This is a genomic window from Janthinobacterium rivuli, from assembly GCF_009208735.1.
In the GTDB taxonomy this organism is placed as follows: domain Bacteria; phylum Pseudomonadota; class Gammaproteobacteria; order Burkholderiales; family Burkholderiaceae_D; genus Janthinobacterium.
Window position 1 is genome coordinate 321,808 of the sequence record NZ_WFLJ01000003.1, and the last position, 16,634, is coordinate 338,441.

Genomic DNA, 16,634 nt, shown 5'->3' on the forward strand with positions numbered 1-16,634 from the left:
CGCAAGGAGACAGGCATGGATTTCCGCTTCAACGAGGGCAGCATCCCGCTGCTCGTGTCGATGCCCCACGTGGGCACCGACATACCCGACGATATCGCCGCGCGCATGACGCCGCAGGCCTTGATCAAGGCCGATACGGACTGGCATCTGCGCGAGTTGTACGGTTTTTTGCAGGAGATGGATGCGTCGGTGCTGTCGGCGCGCTGGTCGCGCTACACCATCGACTTGAACCGGCCGCAGGAAGACACGAATCTGTATCCGGGGCAGGACACGACGGGCTTGCTGCCCAACGATACCTTTCACCGCGAGCCGCTGTACCTCGCCGGCCGCGAACCGGATGCGCAGGACGTGCGGCAGCGCCTGCGGCGCTACTGGGCGCCGTACCATGCGCAGCTGCGCGCGGAACTGGACCGCCTGCTGCGCGTGCATGGCGCCGTGGTGCTGTGGGATGCCCATTCCATCGCCTCGCGCGTGCCGCGCTTCTTTGACGGCAAGCTGCCCGACCTGAACTTCGGCACGGCCGATGGCGCCAGCTGCGACGGCGGCCTGACGTCCGCCGTGGTCGATATCGCGCGCGCGCAGGAGGCATTTACCGTGGCCTTGAATGGCCGCTTCAAGGGCGGCCATATCACGCGCCATTACGGCCAGCCGGAAGGTCGCGTGCATGCGATTCAGCTGGAGATGTGCCAGTGCCTGTACATGGATGAAGCGGCGCCGTTCGGCTACCGGCCCGACCTGGCGGCGCAAGTGCAGCCGCTGCTGCGCCGGATGATGGAAGCTGCCGTGGCATGGGTGGCGCGTTGAGTGCGTCCCTGTTTGCCCGCCATGCGCTGCTGCCGCAGGGCTGGCGCCGCGACGTGCTGCTGGAGTGGGACGCGGCCGGTGATTTGACGGCGGTGGCGGAAAACGCCGCGCCGCCTGCCGGCGCGGCAGTGGCCGAATATGTCTTGCCCGGCATGGTCAACCTGCATTCGCATGCCTTCCAGCGGGCGCTGGGCGGCATGACGGAAGTCGCCGGCGACGGGCCTGACAGCTTCTGGACCTGGCGCGAGCTGATGTACCGCTTCGCGCGGCATATCACGCCGGAACAGATGGAAGCCATCGCCGCGCAGCTGTTTGCCGAATGCCTGCGCCATGGCTACACGGCCGTGTGCGAATTCCACTACCTGCAGCGCGATATGGCCGGTGCGCTGTATGCGCGCCCCGCCGAAACGGCGCAACGTGTGCTGGCCGCGGCGCGCGTCAGCGGCATCGGCGTGACCATGCTGCCCGTGCTGTACAGCCATGCGGGTTTCGGCGAGCAACCGCTCAAGCCGGAGCAGGCGCGCTTCCGCACCAGTGCGGACGATGTCTTGCGCATCGTCGAGGCGCTGGCGCCGCAGCGCGGCGGGCAGGTGGAAGTGGGCTTTGCGCCGCACTCGCTGCGCGCCGCCGGCGTGGAACAGATTCGGGAAGTGGCGCAAGCGCTACCCGCGGATCGTCCCATCCACATCCACATCGCCGAGCAGCAGGGCGAAGTGCGCCAGAGTCTCGATTACAGCGGCCGCCGCCCGGTGCAGTATCTGTACGAGCAGCTCGACGTCGACGCGCGCTGGTGCCTCGTGCATGCCACGCATGTGCAGCCCGACGAGGTGGCGCTGATGTCCGCCAGCGGCGCCGTGGCTGGCCTGTGCCCGACGACGGAAGCGAATCTGGGCGACGGCCTGTTCCCGCTGGCCGAATTCATCGCCGCCGGCGGGCGCTTCGGCGTCGGCAGCGACAGCCATGTGTCGCAGTCGCCGGTGGAGGAATTGCGCTGGCTCGAATATGGCCAGCGCTTGCAGCGCCAGCAGCGCAACGTGGCCGCCACGCCGGAGCAGCGCCATGTGGGCGACTATCTGTGGCAGGCGGCCTTGCAGGGGGGCGCGCAGGCGTCCGGACGCAAGCTCGGTGCCCTGGCCCCAGGTTGCCGCGCCGATGTGCTGGTGCTCGACGACGCGCATGTGAACCTGTGCGGCGTGGCCATCGCCGATGTACTGGGCAGTTTTATCTTCTGCGGCAACGACAAGCTGGTGCGCGACGTGCTGTGCGGCGGCCAGTGGCAGGTGCGCGATGGGCGCCACGTGGCGCAGGACGCCATCGCCACCGCCTACAAGCGCACCCTGGCGCAACTGAGGGCGCTCTGATGGCGACCTTCATCCCGCAGGAATGCCTGCGCGCCGCGCCATGGAAAAATGGCGGCGGCAGCACGATGGAGATCGCCATAGCTCCGCCCGGCGCCGGCCTGATGGACTTCGATTGGCGTATCAGCCTGGCGACGATCACGGCCAGCGGGCCGTTTTCCAGCTTTCCCGGTATCGACCGCAGCCTGATGCTGGTCGATGGCGACAGCGTGCAGCTGACGCTGGACGGCACGCGCAAGGTGACCTTGAGCGCGGCGCAACCGATGCTGTGGTTTCCCGGCGAGGCGGCCGTGGAGGCGCAAGTCAAGGGGACGACGACGGATTTCAACGTCATGACGCGGCGCGACCGCTGCCGCCACCAGCTGGAAAAAATCACGGCGCCGTGCAGGCTGGTGCGGCGCAGCGCGACGACCTTGCTGTTCGTCGCCGGCGAAGGCCACGTGCTGGCGCGGGGTGGCGAGCAGCAGTTCGCGCTGGGCCGCCATGACGCGCTGCTGCTGGACGCCGACGATGCGCAGGAATGGCGGCTCGACGCCTTGCAGCGTTCGGCCGTCTTGTGCGTCGACCTGTTTACCTAGGAGAGAAAGCCATGCAAGACTGGGATCTGGTCATCCACAACGTTCAGCTGGCCACCATGGAGCACGGCTATGGCGAGCTGCTGGACGCGGCCATCGCCGTCAAGGATGGCCGCATCGCCTGGTTCGGTCCCGGCGACGAGCTGCCGGCCAGCGGCGCCGTGCTGCACGACGGCCAGGGCTGCTGGCTCACACCCGGCCTGATCGACTGCCATACGCACATCGTCCACGCGGGCAACCGCAGCGACGAATTCGAGGCGCGCCTGAATGGCGCCAGCTATGAAGACATCAGCCGCGCCGGCGGCGGCATCATGTCCACCGTGCGCGCCACGCGCGCGGCCAGCGACGACGAATTGCTGCGGCAAAGCCTGCCCCGCGTGCTGGCGCTGCTGGCCGAGGGCGTGACCACCCTGGAAATCAAGTCCGGCTACGGCCTCGATGCGGACAGTGAAGCGAAGATGCTGCGCGTGGCGCGCCGCATCGGGCAAGAGCTGCCCGTTTCCGTGCGCACCACCTTCCTCGGCGCGCACGCGCTGCCGCCCGAGTATGCGGGCCGGCCCGACGCCTATATCGATCTGCTGTGCGCGCAGATGCTGCCCCAGTTGGCTGGCGACGGCCTGGTCGACGCCGTCGACGCGTTTTGCGAGCGCATCGGCTTTACGCCGGCGCAAACGCAGCGCATGTTTGAGGCGGCGACGGCGCTGGGCCTGCCCGTCAAACTGCATGCGGAGCAGCTGTCGGACCTGGGCGGCGCCGCGCTGGTGGCGCGCCATGGCGGCCTGTCGGCCGACCACCTGGAATTTCTGTCGGAAGCGGGCGTCGCCGCCATGGCGCGCCACGGCACGGTGGCCGTGCTGCTGCCGGGCGCGTACTATTTTTTGCGCGAAGTACAGCAACCTCCCGTCTCGGATTTGCGCGCGGCCGGCGTGCCGATGGCCGTGTCCACCGATTGCAACCCGGGCACCTCGCCCATGACGTCCCTGCTGCTGGCGATGAACATGGCGTGCACCCTGTGGCGCCTGACGCCGCAGGAAGCGCTGGCCGGCTGCACGATCCACGCGGCGCGCGCGCTGGGCTTGCAGGAGCAGACGGGCAGCCTGGCCATCGGCAAGCGCGCCGATTTTGCTCTGTGGCGCATCGCGCGCCCGGCCGACCTGGCGTATGCGCTGGGCCTGAACCCGTGCGCGGGCGTGGTGCATGGCGGTGTCTGGCGCGCGCCGGTGGTAAGCTTGCCGGATTGATCATCCGTCCCGGAGCGCCGCGTGCGTGTTGTTTACCTGTTGTTGCTGTTCTTCGCCGCCGCGCCCATGTCCTCCCTTGCCATGGATGGCGGCACCCTGAAGGTGGGCTCGAAGCGTTTCACGGAATCGTATATTCTCGGCGAAATCCTGCAGCAGAGCGTCGCGCCGCACGTCAAGGCGCAGCACCGCCAGGGCCTGGGCAACACGGCCATCGTGCTGGCCGCGCTGCAGGCCGGCAGCATCGACGTGTATGCCGAATACATGGGCACCATCGGCAGCGAAATCCTCAAGCACGACAAGGCCATCGACCTGGCGCAGATGCGGCGCGAACTGGCGGCGCTGGGCCTGGGCGTGGCCGTGCCGCTGGGCTTTAACAATACCTATGCGCTGGCCATGCGCGGCGATGAAACGGGCATCGCCAGCCTGGCGCAGCTGGCGCAACATCCGGCCCTGACATTCGGCCTGTCGCATGAATTCATCGGCCGCGTCGATGGCTGGCCGGGCCTGGCTGCGCGCTATGGCTTGCCGCAGCGCCCGCGCGGACTCGATCATGGCATCGCCTATGAAGCGCTGGCGCAGCGCCAGGTGGACGTGATCGACATTTATTCGACGGATGCGAAGATACGCCAGTACGGCTTGCGCGTGCTGGCCGACACGCAGCAGTATTTTCCCCGCTACGACGCCATGCTCCTGTACCGGCTCGACGTGCCGCAGCGCTTTCCCGCGGCCTGGCTGGCGCTGGCAGGTCTGCAGGGACGCATCAGCGAGGGCGACATGATCGCCATGAATGCGGCCGTGGAAATCGATGGCAAGACGTTTTCTGAGGTGGCACGGCAATGGCTGGCCTCCGGCACGCAGGTGGATAAACCCGCCGCCGCGCGCAGCAAGCTGCTCGATAAAATCATCGGCGACGATCTGTGGACCCTGACGCGCCAGCATCTGACGCTGGTGCTGCTGTCGGTGGCATTGGCCTGCCTGATCGGCATTCCACTGGGCGTGCTGGCGGCGTTTTCGGCGCCGCTGCGGCAAACGGTGCTCGCTTTCGTCGGCGTGCTGCAGACGGTGCCGTCGCTGGCCTTGCTGGCGATATTGATTCCCGTGCTGGGCATGATCGGCACCGTGCCGGCCCTGGTGGCCCTATTCGTGTACGCGCTGCTGCCCATCGTGCGCAACACGTGCACGGGCATCCTGCAGGTACCGCAAGGCTTGCGCATGGCGGCGCTGGCGCTGGGCTTGAGCCGGCGCGACCGCCTGCTGCATGTGGACTTGCCGCTGGCCTTGCCGGTGATGCTGGCGGGCGTGAAAACGGCGGCCGTGATGAGCGTGGGCACGGCCACCATCGCCGCCTTCATCGGCGCGGGCGGTTACGGCGAACGCATCACCATCGGCCTGGCGCTGAATGACAACGACATGCTGCTGGCCGGCGCGATCCCCGCAGCCGTGCTGGCCCTGCTGACGCAAGGCTTGTTCGAGCTGGTGGAGCGCTGGGCCGTGGCCGGCCGGCAGCGCTGACGGCATCACGGTTACAGCGAGTGCAGTTTGGAGCGCACCGAGACGACGGCCTGGTGCAGGATGCGTTCTGCCTGGAAGTCGTTCTCGCGCTGTTCGGCGATGGCTTGCAAGTCGCGCGTATAGCGTTCCAGGCGGGAACGCAGGTAGGCGCGGTAGATTTTCATGACGAGCGGTTTGGCAGAGACATTCATGATGTGGCTCCCAGGTGCGTAATGATGCGTTCATTTTGTGTGAGCGGAATGCCGCCACTTTGTGCGAGATCAAACGCCATGGCCCCGCTAACTTGACGCGTTTGACATCGCGCAATGCCCCTCCGGCCGAAGATGCCACACTGAATCTTCCCTGCTGGCCAACATCAGCCGCAGGCTCTGGTCCCCCAGATACCTTCAAGCATATCCAAGGAGCGTCGCATGGTCATTTTTGCCGTGGTTGCTGGCTGCATCGCCTGTTTCACAGTGTACCAAATCTATAAGAATGCGCAGGGTGGCAGTGGACTTACACAACAACATATCGGTTTGCACGGCACATTGATTGAGCCACGGAAATAAACTGTGGTGAAGGATGCACAGTCAGCTGACGGATTTAAGGAAAATGTAAGGCCCGGTAAGCAAATGTAAAGGTCGGCGCGGTGACCAGTCGTAGCGTTTATATTGATAACCGTTGATTGCATTCTCCCCCTCCCACTTGACAATGGGTTCACCCCGCGGTGCCGCTAGCCCGCGGGGATTTTTTTTGGAACTGGCGTTTGCGGTTCCCGCGATGCGGTGCCAATCACAGTGGTTGCGGCGTACCGGCCGACAATTGCGTCAAGGCATCGCCAGCGACCCGGCAGATGCGCCAGTCCGGCATCACGTCCGCGCCCATGCCCTTGTAGAAGTTGATCGCGTTTTCATTCCAGTCCAGCACCGACCATTCGAAGCGGCCGCAATCGCGTTCGACGGCCAGTTGCGCCAGCGCCACCAGCATCTGCTTGCCATAGCCCTTGCCGCGCACCGATTGCTTCACATACAGGTCTTCCAGGTACAGACCCTTGCGGCACAGGAAGGTGGAAAAGTTGTGGAAGAACAGGGCGAACGTCACCACCTCGCCATTTTCCTCGCCCACCAGCGCCTCGCACGCGGGATGGGGACCGAACAGGCTGTCGTGCAGCATGGATTCCCGGGCGATCATCATGTGTTCCAGTTTTTCAAACACGGCCAGTTCATGGATCATGCCAAAGATGGCGGCCACGTCGGATGCGGTCGCGGGACGGATGGCGAGGGAGGAAGAGGTGCTCATGTTGCCTTTGTGGATGGAGTGGTGGAAAGGGAAGCGATGCTGCCCGTCTTGCGCGCGCCCGACGTCAGGGCCCAGGCCACGCTGGACAGGCACAGCACCATGCCCACCCATTCGATGGGGGCGGGACGGTAGTGTTCGAACTGCACCGACAGCAGCACGGAAATGACGGGCGTGACGACGCCGATATACACGGTCTTTTGCGTGCCGATGCGGGCGATTAAGGTGAAATACGCGCTGAAGGCGATCACCGAGCCGAAGATGGCCAGATACAGCAATCCCATCCAGTAACTGGGACGCGTGGGCAACTGCCAGGACTGGCCCGTGACGATGGCCCAGGCGGCCACCATCAAGGTGCCCCACAGCATGGTCCAGGCCATGGTCAGCATCACGTTGCCGGAATGTTCGCGCACTTTCATGACGAGGGCGTTGCCTGCCGTGCTGGACACGGTGGCCACCAGGGCCAGCATGAAGCCGAGCAGGAAATGACCGTTGCCGCCGCCCAGAATATCGTGCAGCGCCGCGCCGATGGACTGGTAAAACAGCAGCACGATGCCGCAGATGGCGACAAAGGCCGCGCAGCAGGTGCTCCAGGTGATGGGCGTGCCGAAGGCGATGCGGTTGAGCAACGGCGTCCAGAACACCATCAGCGCGAACAGCACGCTGACGAGGGCCGAGACGAGGTACTGTTCCGAACTGTAGGTGCACACGTAGCTGAGGGCAAACGAGGCCAGGCCCTGCACCAGCATCCATTTTTGCGCGCGCCAGGGCAGGCGCAAGCGGTCGCCGCGCACGGCGCACCAGGCGAACAGGGTGGCGGACGCGAGGCCGAAGCGATAGACCACGGAAACGGCTGGGGCGACATCGCCCAACTGCAAGGTGATGGCCCAGAAGGTGGAGCCCCAGATCAGGCAGGCAATGATGAACAGGAGAGGGGAGGACATCGCGCAAGTATACGGGCATCGCGCGGGGATGGCGAGTCTTGGTCGAGTTCGCTCAATGTGTGGTCAGGAAACACCCGGGCATTGAGCCAGCGCAGTGCTTCTGGAAAATGTTGAATTTATGAAAATATTTACTTTATTATCAAGTAAATATTTTCTGAATTGCATCTTTGAAGGGGGACCGCCATGCCAGCCTCACTGCAAATCAAAGTATGGAGCGTGCTTGTGTATGTCGTGGTGGCAACCTTGCTTGCCATCTGGCTGCATGAGGGCATGTCGCCTTCGGCCTTGCTGATGACAGCCGGCGCATTCGGCTAAGCGCATGCGCCGGCAAGCAGATCAGTGGGTGACGCGGGTCTTGCGGCCATCGGACAGCAGGCGCACGCGCTCGCCCGGACGGAACAGTTCGTCCGCGTCTTGCACGATGGCGCGCATGTCGCCATTGTCCAGACGTACGGTGATTTCCAGGCCGGGTTTGTTGGAAGCGTTCGCTTCGATGCTTTTGCCCGCCATGCCGCCGGCGACGGCGCCCAGGATGCTGGCCGCGATGGCGCCCTTGCCGCCACCGACTGTCGAGCCGGCCACGCCGCCCAGCGCCGCGCCAGCCAGCACACCCGTGCCCGTCTCGCCCTTGTCGATGGTTACCTGGCGCACGGATTCAACCGTGCCCATGCGAACCGATTGTTCATTCTGCGCCTGGCGCGCGTTGTACACATTCGCCGAGTTCGGTTGTACGGCGCAGCCGGTCAGGGCGGCGAGCAATGCCACTGCAATAATTGGTGCTTTCATGTGGGACTCCCTTGGACAAAAGTTGGTTGCCGATTGCGTCGACCGGCAGATGATGACTTATCATAAGGACACTTGCATCAGATAACTAGTTGCGAATAGTAAAATTCTGTTACCGCTCCCGCGTGACCACGCGACCGCTTGCCGCTCAATACGCCAACCGCAGGCGCCGGTACAAAAATCCCAGCACGAACAGCGGCCCCACCAGTAGAAAGCGCACATCATCCAGGAAGGAAGGTTTCTTGCCTTCGATCTGGTGGCCGATGAACTGGCCTATCCAGGCCAGCACGAACAGCGCCAGCGACACGGGCAGGATGGTCAGCGGGGGCATCAGCATCAGCAGGCCCAGCATGGCGGCCAGCATGAGCAGCATCCCCGCCGCGAACGGACGCGACAGCTTGTAGTAATAGTATAAGGCCAGAATACTGCCGAGCAGCGCCACGCTGGGATGCACGCTCCACAGCAGCCCCAGCAAGCTGAAAACGATCAGCGGCACGCACACGATGTGCACCCATTCATTGACGTGGTTGCGGTGGCTTTCGCCATACTGGGCCAGCAGGGTGTCGATGGTGCGCATGGGCGGTCTCTTGTGTAGGGATGGTTGTCCGGGAATTCTACACCGTCGCGTGGCCGGGTAAAATGCTCCTTCACTCCTCTTCCGGACCGCGCATTTGAATCACCCAGCCCTCTTGTCAGACCATGCCGCCGACCCGCGCAAGCGCTGCTTCGATCCCATCGTCGACGCCGGCACGCGCTTGCTGATACTGGGCAGCCTGCCCGGCGAAAAATCGCTGGCGCACAGCCAATACTATGCGCATCCGCAAAACAAGTTCTGGCGGCTGCTGGGAGAAGTGCTGGGCGTGGACTTGAGCAGCCTGCCCTATGAGGCGCGGTTGAGCACCTTGCTGGCGCGCGGCGTGGGCCTGTGGGACGTGGTGGCGCAGGCGCAGCGCACGGGCAGCCTGGACAGCAACATCCGCGCCCGCGACGACAACGACCTGGTGGCCCTGACCGCCAGCTTGCCGCAATTGCACACGATCGCCTTCAACGGCGGCACGGCCGCGAAGCTGGGCATCAAGGTGCTGGGCGAACACGCGCAGCGTTACCGCATCGTCAGCTTGCCGTCGAGCAGCCCGGCTTATACGCTCGCGTATGGCGCCAAGTTGCTGCAATGGAAAACACTACTGCCGTTTTGATACAGGCGCCGCCCGCGCCAGTTTATTACGCCGGCGCGTAGGCCTGCGCTTCCACCGGTTGTCCCTTGGCATCGAACTTCAGCGCCACCGACAATTGCGTCACGCCGATGGTGGCCAGCGCGTCGCAGATGTCGTCGACCTCGTCCTGCAGGTCGGCCGCCAGGTCCAGCGGCTTGTCGGCGCTGTGCAGCAGTTGGCCGGTCGCCGTGCTGACGTTGACGCGCAACAGCATCTCGCCGTGCTCATCGGCCGGGCCGACGACCACCAAGACGTCCCCAGCGTCCACGCTGTTTTCCGCCAATGCATGGTTGATGCCGGACATCATCTGCAGCATCGCGTACTCGCTCATGCCTTGCTCCTTGCCACCATGGAACAGATCCTGGTAGAGGAAGCTCACTTCCACGGCGCTGCCGGCCGGCGCCAGGCAGCGTTTCACCAGATCGCCCACCTGCGTCGTCCACTGCTGGTAGCGGGCCATGCGCGCGTCGAACCAGGCATCGAGCGCCGCTTCGTCCTTCGGTTCCGCATAGAACGGGTCATCCGCGCGCTTGAGGGCAAAGCCCAGCAGGAAGCGCAGTTCGACGGCCGTGTCCTGCGGGCCGAAGGCCGTCTCGCTCCAGCCGACGATGCTGCTTTCCAGGCCCGGCGTGGCGACGATTTTCTTGTCCGTCATCGATGAGTAGGCATCGCGCACCATCTCGTGCAAATGGCTGTAGGTGATGCGGTCGATTTCATCGAGGTCGTAGGCATGGCTCATCAAGACGACCTTGGCCTTGGCGCTTTCCAGTTCTGCCTGTTGAAAACTCTTCACCAGCGCTTCGAACGCGTCCTGGTCCTGGAAACTGTCCGCTTCCTGCAGGCCGCCCGTGCTTTGCACCAGCAGGGGCACGACGAAGGCGTTGATTTCCATGGCCGGGGCATTGTCGCGGCGGATCACGGAAATGGAAGCGGCTTCCTCGATATGGCTGCGCAAATACTGGTAGGCGCCCACGTCTTCGTATTTGGAACGCTCGATGGCGTCGTACAGAATTTCATCCTTCTTTTGATTCAAGGCCTTGCGGATCAGGCGGCCGAACTCGACGGCTTGCTCGGCCAGCACCGTGCCCTGCGATTCGCTGTCTTCCTGCTCCGCCAGGTTCAGGGCCATCGTGCACAGCATGCGTGTGACGGCTTCATCCTTGTCTTCGGGCGTGTTGGCGGATTTACGGGGGACAGGGCGCTTATTTTTGGGCATGGCGATCAACAGGTTAAGAAATTCGGGTCAGGCAAACGGAAACAGGCGCCAAGGCTGATGCCAGGCGCCGGGACGGATCATACAGGCGGACGCGGCCGCCTGATACCTCAATGGTCGGTGTCGAACATCTCGTGCAATTCGTCGAGCAGGTCGGCGGCTTCTTCCTGCGACAAGCCGAGATGCTGGCAAGCAAGTTCGCCGCCCTTGTCCCACTCCAGCGAGGTACTGTTGCCATGGTAGCGCTGAATGCCTTTTTCGGCCAGCAGCGACAGGGCGACGAGCGAGCGGATGGCGTCATCCGTGGACGGGTCCGCCAACACCGTGTAGTCGTGGTGGTGCAAAATCGCCCAGGAGACGTCGGAGGACAGGCCCCAGTTGCGCGCCAGCAGGCAGCCGATGGCCGCGTGGTTGGTCTGGTGGCGCGCATCTTCCAGTGTCGTGAAACAATTGTGCGCATCGTTGGCCGCCGCCGCGTAGGTGTTGACGTAGTCGGGGAAACGGTTCATCAGCAGGGGCACGCCGATGTCGCAGAACAGGCCGAAGGTGTGGGCGATGTCGGGCGGGGCGATGCGCAACTTGCGCGAGGTAAATACCAGGGCGCGCGCGCGCTTGGCCGACACATCCCAGAAGTTGGTCAGTTCCACGCCTTCCGCTTCCAGCGCCTGGCGCGCCAGCAAGCCCGTCATCATGGCGCTGCACTGGTTGATGCCGAGAAAGTTGATGCCTTGCTCGACGGACTTGGCCTTGCGCGCGGCGCCATAGAACGGCGAATTGGCCAGTTTCAACAGGGCGCCCGACATGCCGACGTCGTCGGCGATGATGCGTGCGATGCGGCGCGGGGACGGATCGTCTTCGGCCAGTTCGCGCTGCAAGTCGACCAGCAGGCTGGGACGCGGCGGGATACGGATGGAACGCATCAAGGCGTCAACCGGATCTTCCTGCACTACCTGCTTTTGCGCTGCCGCTCTCATCATCACGCTTTCATCATCATTTTTGTGCCCGGTGCTTATTCTGTCGTGCGCTGACGCTGCCCGCTTCATGAGCGTCTGGCGCAGTGCCCGACGATTATCGCTGTTTATGCGTGGCAATAGTTCACATCTGCAATATATTGTCGCAAAAATTCCCGTTTTGGCCAGGTCCAGCCGCCATTTTCGTCATTGTATGACGCTGGTCATCCTGAAATTCATGATGAAAAGATTAAGTTTTATTTGTTTTCAAGGCGTGGCCAGGCGTGCGGCCAGATGCGCGGCAGTACAATTGCCGGATGAAAAAAATCCTCGCGGGTATCGATTTTGCGGATGATTCCAGCAGCGTGGCGCGCCAGCTGATCGGCGTGACCGTGCTGGTCGACGGCGTGGGTGGGCGTATCGTGGAAACGGAAGCGTATGACCGGCTGGACCCGGCCTCGCACACGTATGGCGGCATGACGCCGCGCAATGCGGCCATGTTCGGTCCGCCCGCGCATGCCTATGTCTACCGCTCGTACGGCATCCACTGGTGCCTGAACTTTGTGTGCCGCGAAGCGGGCCACGGCGCGGGCGTGCTGATCCGCGCCATCGAGCCGATGGCGGGACTCGATGCGATGCGCGAGCGGCGCGGCGTCGACGATATGCGGCTGCTGTGCTCGGGACCGGGCAAGGTGTGCCAGGCGCTCGGCGTGAGTCATCTGCAGAACCGCCTGGCGCTCGACGCGCCGCCATTCACTTTGCTGGCGCGCGAGGAGGAGGTGACGGTGCAGGCTGGTGCGCGTATCGGCATTTCCAAAGCGATGGACACGCCGTGGCGCTTCGTGCTGGCCGGTTCGCCCTATCTGAGTAGACCGCTGCGCGCGCCAGCCGTCTAGCTGCGCCGGCGCCGCGATGCATCCTTGGCGCCAGGCCGGCCGGACATGCCGCGCAGCGGACTGTGCAGCGCGCGGCGGTCCGTCCCTTTGACGGGGCTGGCCGGATGCTGGAATGGTTCCTCGTCAGGCGCGGCCGGCTGCGCGGGCGCCAGCGGGTCGAGGGTAAACACGGCCACGGCCGCCGACAATTTGACGGCCTGGTCCTGCAAACTGGCCGCAGCCGCAGCCGCCTGCTCCACCAGGGCCGCATTTTGCTGGGTGACGTCATCCATTTGCGTGACGGCCTGATTCACTTCCGTGATGCCCGACGCCTGCTCGGCGCTGGCCTGTTTCACGCGCTGGATGATCTCGTTGACTTGCTGCACTGAGGCGACAATCGCGCCCATGCTGTCGCCCGCCTGCTGCACCGCCACGCTGCCGCCATCGATGGTGGTGACGGAGGTGGCGATCAAGGTCTTGATTTCCTTGGCCGCCTGCGCCGAGCGTTGCGCCAGGGTGCGCACTTCGGACGCCACCACGGCAAAGCCGCGGCCCTGCTCTCCCGCGCGCGCCGCTTCCACCGCCGCGTTCAGCGCGAGGATGTTGGTCTGGAAGGAAATGCCGTCGATCACGCCGATAATATCCACGATCTGGCGCGAATTGGCGCGTATGGTCGCCATCGTCGTCACCGCCTGCTGCATCGACACGCCCCCTTGCACGGCCAGGGTGGAGGCTTGCCCCGCCAGCTCGCAAGCCAGCTGGGCGTTGTCGGCGTTGTCATTGACGGCTTGCGTCAGCGCTTCCATGGCGCTCGACGTTTCCTCCAGCGAACTGGCTTGCATTTCCGTGCGCGCCGATAAATCCAGATTGCCGGTGGCTATTTCATGCGAGGCCGTGTCGATCGATTGCACGGCGCCCATGATGGTGCGCAAGGTCTGGTTCAGGTGAGCAATGGTCTGGTCCAGCACGCGTGACGTGGCGGCGATCTCGTCATTGCCCTGCTTGGGCGCGCCGGCCATCAGCTTGCCTGCCGCCAGGTCTTGCACGGCGTCGGCGATGCCGCGGATTTCCACCAGCATGGCGCGCCGCACCAGCATGGTCACCACGATGGAGACGAGGATCGATAGCGCCACCGTCAGCAGCAAGCTCCAGCCCAGGCGGCGAAATTCGGCGCTGGCCGTCGCATGGGCCTGGCTGCTGAGCGTCGTTTCCAGCGCGGACAGTTGCGCCAGCTGCGTATTGAACTGGCCGAATTGCGTTTCCGCCTTGAGCATGGAATTGGTGGCGATCGACTGGTCCATCTGCGCCATTTCCATGGTTTCCAGCACTGCCTTGCGATAGCCGGCCAGTGCCGTAATGGCCGCATCGACCAGGGTGCGCTCGGCGCCCGTGGCCGTGGAACGCAAGGTGGCCAGCTGGCTGCCGATGGCCGCGTGGCGCGCCTTGATCTGTTGTTCCAGTGTATCGAGGCGGGCCTTGGCGAAGCTGCCATTCGTCCACGACAGCAACTGGTACATATTGCCGTGCACTTGCCTGGCCTCGCCCAGTACGTCGGCGGCTGCCTTCAGATGCGTGATGCGCACCCGCACCATGTTTTCCAGCGAGGCATTTTGCCGCACCATGCCATACCAGGCCCCGCTCGAGCTGAGTATCAGCAGCAGCAAGACCAGGGTGGGTGCCAGCAATAATTTTGGTCCGATGCGTAATTGATTGAGCATGCTTGACTCCTGGCTATGGCTGTTCCAAGCGCAGGCGGCGCGTCGCGTGCGCGCGCCGCCCCTGCCTTACTTCTTGTAGATCCCCGCCTCCAGCACCACATCGTTGACGCGCAGGATGTAGGTGGTCTTCGGCTCGATCTTGCCGGTGGTGGGATTCTTGTACTGATAGTCGACCCAGCCCTTGCCCTGTTTTTGTGCCAGTTCAATGATTTCACGGCGATATTTCTTGCCATTCGCATCGGGCACATCCGTCAAATCCTTGCCCACGATGGAAGGATTGATGGGGTGGGCCAGCACGATGCCCGTCTTGATGTCGCGCATGTCCACATACAGCGAACCCTGCACGAAGTCCGGGTCTTTCGCCGTAATTTTCTTCATCATCTCTTCCTTGCCATGCGCCTTCATGAAGGCCGCGCCCCGTTCGGCCATGGCAATGGCGTCTTTTTCCGTTGGTTCGACCGCGGCATTGACGCTGCCGCCGACAAATGCCAGGCACAGCAGGCTACCCGTGAATAAGCGTTTCATGAAAGCTCCTTGTGATATCGAGGGATATGTTGCCAAGTCGTAATTTACGTCGCCGACGCGTCCCTCAAATTGCGATGGCACAAACTAAGGTGTTGCTTGTCGGCAGCGTGCAACGTATCGACGGCTTGTTGATATGTAGCAATTTGGTTCCGAGCGGCAAGAATTATGATGACTTTCACAGCATGCCGAGGCGATGTGGCATGGGGGAGGAAGAGGCTGGAATTGGATGGTATAGGGCTTACTTCATGAAAGTTATCGCTATTTACAGGCAAGGAGCCGATCGTGTCCGCACTCATTACCGAGCCGTTTGCACCCAAGTTCAAGCCCTACACGCGGCAAACCATTCAACAGGCGCGGCAGTGGGAATGGCTGCCGGAAGAGCAGCGCGAGGCCGTGCAAGTGGTCTCGCACGTCTTGCCATTTCGCACCAATGCCTATGTGCTCGATCAGTTGATCGACTGGCACAACATCCCCGACGACCCCATCTATCGCCTCGTCTTTCCCCACCGTGACATGCTGCCGCCCGAGCAGTACGCGCACCTGCGCGACCTGGTGCTGCTGCAGCGCGATAAGGCCGCCATCGACGCCTATGTGCATGGCTTGCGCTTGGGTATGAATCCCCACCCGGCCGGCCAGATGACGCACAACGTGCCCCGGGTCAATGACGCGCCCGTGCGCGGCCTGCAGCATAAGTATGCGCAGACGGTGCTGTTTTTTCCCAGCGCGGGCCAGACGTGCCACGCGTATTGCACCTTCTGTTTCCGCTGGCCCCAGTTTGTCGGCATGGACGACATGAAGTTCGATGCGCACGAGTCGCATGAGCTGGTCGCCTACCTGAAACTGCATCCGGAAGTGACGGACGTGCTGATCACGGGCGGCGACCCGATGATCATGAATACGCGGCAACTGGCCGGCTACCTGGAGCCGCTGCTGGCGCCGGGCCTGGAACATATCCAGAACATTCGCATCGGCACCAAGGCGGTGGCGTATTGGCCGCAGCGCTTCGTCTCCGACCGCGATGCGGATGACTTGATGCGCCTGTTCGAGCGCATCGTCAAGGCGGGCAAGAGCCTGGCCGTGATGGGCCATTACAGCCATGCCGTCGAGTTGCGCCAGGACGTCGCCCAGCAAGCCGTGAAACGCATCATCTCCACGGGCGCCACCGTGCGCATGCAGGGGCCGCTGATTCGCCATATCAACGAAGATCCGGCAAGCTGGGCGGAACTGTGGCAGACGGGCACGCGCCTGGGAGCGATTCCGTACTACATGTTTGTTGAACGGGACACGGGGCCGCGCGGCTATTTCGAGTTGCCCCTGGCGAAGGCGCACGAGATTTTCCAGGCTGCCTACCAGATGGTGTCGGGTCTGTCGCGCACGGTGCGCGGCCCCTCCATGAGCGCCTTTCCCGGCAAGATCGTCATCGACGGCATCGTCACCATCCATGGCGAAAAACTGTTTGCCCTGCAATTTTTGCAGGCGCGCAACCCGGACTGGGTGCGCCGGCCGTTTTATGCGCAGTTCGATGCGGAAGCGACGTGGATGGACGATTTGAAGCCGGCCTTCGGCCACGACAAGTTTTTCTTTGAAACGGATGAACCTGTGCCGCAGGTGCCGCACAAAATCATCCGCCTGGCACAGGCCGCCTGA

18 protein-coding genes are annotated in these 16,634 nt (G+C 63.5%); 9 read left to right on the forward strand and 9 right to left on the reverse strand.

Annotated features, from left to right (window positions below):
• Positions 1 to 15: 15 nt before the first annotated feature.
• From hutG to GCN78_RS05805, 5 genes are all read left to right on the forward strand, one after another.
• Positions 16 to 804, forward strand: a complete 789-nt coding sequence (gene hutG, locus GCN78_RS05785) for an N-formylglutamate deformylase (RefSeq protein WP_152250828.1) — start codon at positions 16 to 18, stop codon at positions 802 to 804.
• Positions 789 to 2,165 carry a formimidoylglutamate deiminase gene (locus GCN78_RS05790; RefSeq protein ID WP_152250829.1) on the forward strand — a complete coding sequence of 459 codons (1,377 nt, stop codon included), beginning with the start codon at positions 789 to 791 and terminating at the stop codon, positions 2,163 to 2,165. The genes hutG and GCN78_RS05790 overlap by 16 nt, the downstream gene beginning before the upstream one ends.
• A complete protein-coding gene (locus tag GCN78_RS05795; protein WP_152250830.1) occupies positions 2,165 to 2,740 on the forward strand; it encodes a HutD/Ves family protein in 576 nt (191 codons plus the stop codon). Before GCN78_RS05790 ends, GCN78_RS05795 begins: the two co-directional genes overlap by 1 nt.
• Before the next feature lie 11 nt (positions 2,741 to 2,751).
• A complete protein-coding gene (gene hutI / locus GCN78_RS05800; RefSeq protein WP_152250831.1) occupies positions 2,752 to 3,978 on the forward strand; it encodes an imidazolonepropionase in 1,227 nt (408 codons plus the stop codon).
• A gap of 66 nt (positions 3,979 to 4,044) precedes the next feature.
• Positions 4,045 to 5,490: a glycine betaine ABC transporter substrate-binding protein gene (locus GCN78_RS05805; protein ID WP_226939496.1), complete on the forward strand. Its 1,446-nt coding sequence runs from the start codon at positions 4,045 to 4,047 to the stop codon at positions 5,488 to 5,490.
• An 11-nt stretch (positions 5,491 to 5,501) separates the two neighbouring features.
• Here the strand turns inward: GCN78_RS05805 and GCN78_RS05810 are convergent, their stop codons facing one another.
• From GCN78_RS05810 to GCN78_RS05820, 3 genes are all read right to left on the reverse strand, one after another.
• The gene (locus GCN78_RS05810; RefSeq protein WP_034746290.1) at positions 5,502 to 5,681 is read right to left on the reverse strand and encodes a hypothetical protein; all 180 of its coding nucleotides are present in this window, start codon (positions 5,679 to 5,681) and stop codon (positions 5,502 to 5,504) included.
• A 580-nt stretch (positions 5,682 to 6,261) separates the two neighbouring features.
• On the reverse strand, positions 6,262 to 6,768 hold the full coding sequence (locus GCN78_RS05815) for a GNAT family N-acetyltransferase (protein WP_152250832.1): 507 nt from the start codon (positions 6,766 to 6,768) through the stop codon (positions 6,262 to 6,264).
• Positions 6,765 to 7,709: a DMT family transporter gene (locus GCN78_RS05820; protein ID WP_152250833.1), complete on the reverse strand. Its 945-nt coding sequence runs from the start codon at positions 7,707 to 7,709 to the stop codon at positions 6,765 to 6,767. The genes GCN78_RS05815 and GCN78_RS05820 overlap by 4 nt, the downstream gene beginning before the upstream one ends.
• 183 nt (positions 7,710 to 7,892) lie before the next feature.
• On the opposite strand from GCN78_RS05820, the gene GCN78_RS29875 reads away from it, so the two are divergent.
• Positions 7,893 to 8,024, forward strand: a complete 132-nt coding sequence (locus GCN78_RS29875) for a hypothetical protein (protein WP_264372669.1) — start codon at positions 7,893 to 7,895, stop codon at positions 8,022 to 8,024.
• Between the two features lie 21 nt (positions 8,025 to 8,045).
• On the opposite strand, the gene GCN78_RS05825 is transcribed toward GCN78_RS29875, so the two are convergent.
• Complete coding sequence (locus tag GCN78_RS05825; protein WP_152250834.1) at positions 8,046 to 8,495, reverse strand: outer membrane lipoprotein; 450 nt, start codon at positions 8,493 to 8,495, stop codon at positions 8,046 to 8,048.
• Between the two features lie 145 nt (positions 8,496 to 8,640).
• Positions 8,641 to 9,069: an Mpo1 family 2-hydroxy fatty acid dioxygenase gene (locus tag GCN78_RS05830; protein WP_152250835.1), complete on the reverse strand. Its 429-nt coding sequence runs from the start codon at positions 9,067 to 9,069 to the stop codon at positions 8,641 to 8,643.
• Positions 9,070 to 9,163: 94 nt separating this feature from the next.
• Here GCN78_RS05830 and GCN78_RS05835 point away from each other — a divergent pair, with 94 nt between their 5' ends.
• Positions 9,164 to 9,688: a DNA-deoxyinosine glycosylase gene (locus tag GCN78_RS05835; RefSeq protein WP_152250836.1), complete on the forward strand. Its 525-nt coding sequence runs from the start codon at positions 9,164 to 9,166 to the stop codon at positions 9,686 to 9,688.
• A gap of 25 nt (positions 9,689 to 9,713) precedes the next feature.
• On the opposite strand, the gene GCN78_RS05840 is transcribed toward GCN78_RS05835, so the two are convergent.
• Together GCN78_RS05840 and GCN78_RS05845 are read right to left on the reverse strand one after the other, a co-directional pair.
• Positions 9,714 to 10,922, reverse strand: coding sequence for a hypothetical protein (locus GCN78_RS05840; RefSeq protein WP_152250837.1), 1,209 nt, complete (start codon positions 10,920 to 10,922; stop codon positions 9,714 to 9,716).
• Between the two features lie 107 nt (positions 10,923 to 11,029).
• On the reverse strand, positions 11,030 to 11,896 hold the full coding sequence (locus GCN78_RS05845; RefSeq protein ID WP_152250838.1) for an HDOD domain-containing protein: 867 nt from the start codon (positions 11,894 to 11,896) through the stop codon (positions 11,030 to 11,032).
• A 290-nt stretch (positions 11,897 to 12,186) separates the two neighbouring features.
• Between GCN78_RS05845 and GCN78_RS05850 the strand changes: the two genes are divergently transcribed.
• Positions 12,187 to 12,765 carry a DNA-3-methyladenine glycosylase gene (locus GCN78_RS05850; RefSeq protein ID WP_152250839.1) on the forward strand — a complete coding sequence of 193 codons (579 nt, stop codon included), beginning with the start codon at positions 12,187 to 12,189 and terminating at the stop codon, positions 12,763 to 12,765.
• Here GCN78_RS05850 and GCN78_RS05855 read toward each other — a convergent pair.
• Both GCN78_RS05855 and GCN78_RS05860 read right to left on the reverse strand, forming a co-directional pair.
• The gene (locus GCN78_RS05855) at positions 12,762 to 14,462 is read right to left on the reverse strand and encodes a methyl-accepting chemotaxis protein (RefSeq protein ID WP_152250840.1); all 1,701 of its coding nucleotides are present in this window, start codon (positions 14,460 to 14,462) and stop codon (positions 12,762 to 12,764) included. The genes GCN78_RS05850 and GCN78_RS05855 overlap by 4 nt on opposite strands.
• Positions 14,463 to 14,528: 66 nt before the next feature.
• On the reverse strand, positions 14,529 to 14,987 hold the full coding sequence (locus tag GCN78_RS05860) for a cache domain-containing protein (RefSeq protein WP_152250841.1): 459 nt from the start codon (positions 14,985 to 14,987) through the stop codon (positions 14,529 to 14,531).
• A 282-nt stretch (positions 14,988 to 15,269) separates the two neighbouring features.
• On the opposite strand from GCN78_RS05860, the gene GCN78_RS05865 reads away from it, so the two are divergent.
• Complete coding sequence (locus GCN78_RS05865) at positions 15,270 to 16,634, forward strand: KamA family radical SAM protein (RefSeq protein WP_226939487.1); 1,365 nt, start codon at positions 15,270 to 15,272, stop codon at positions 16,632 to 16,634.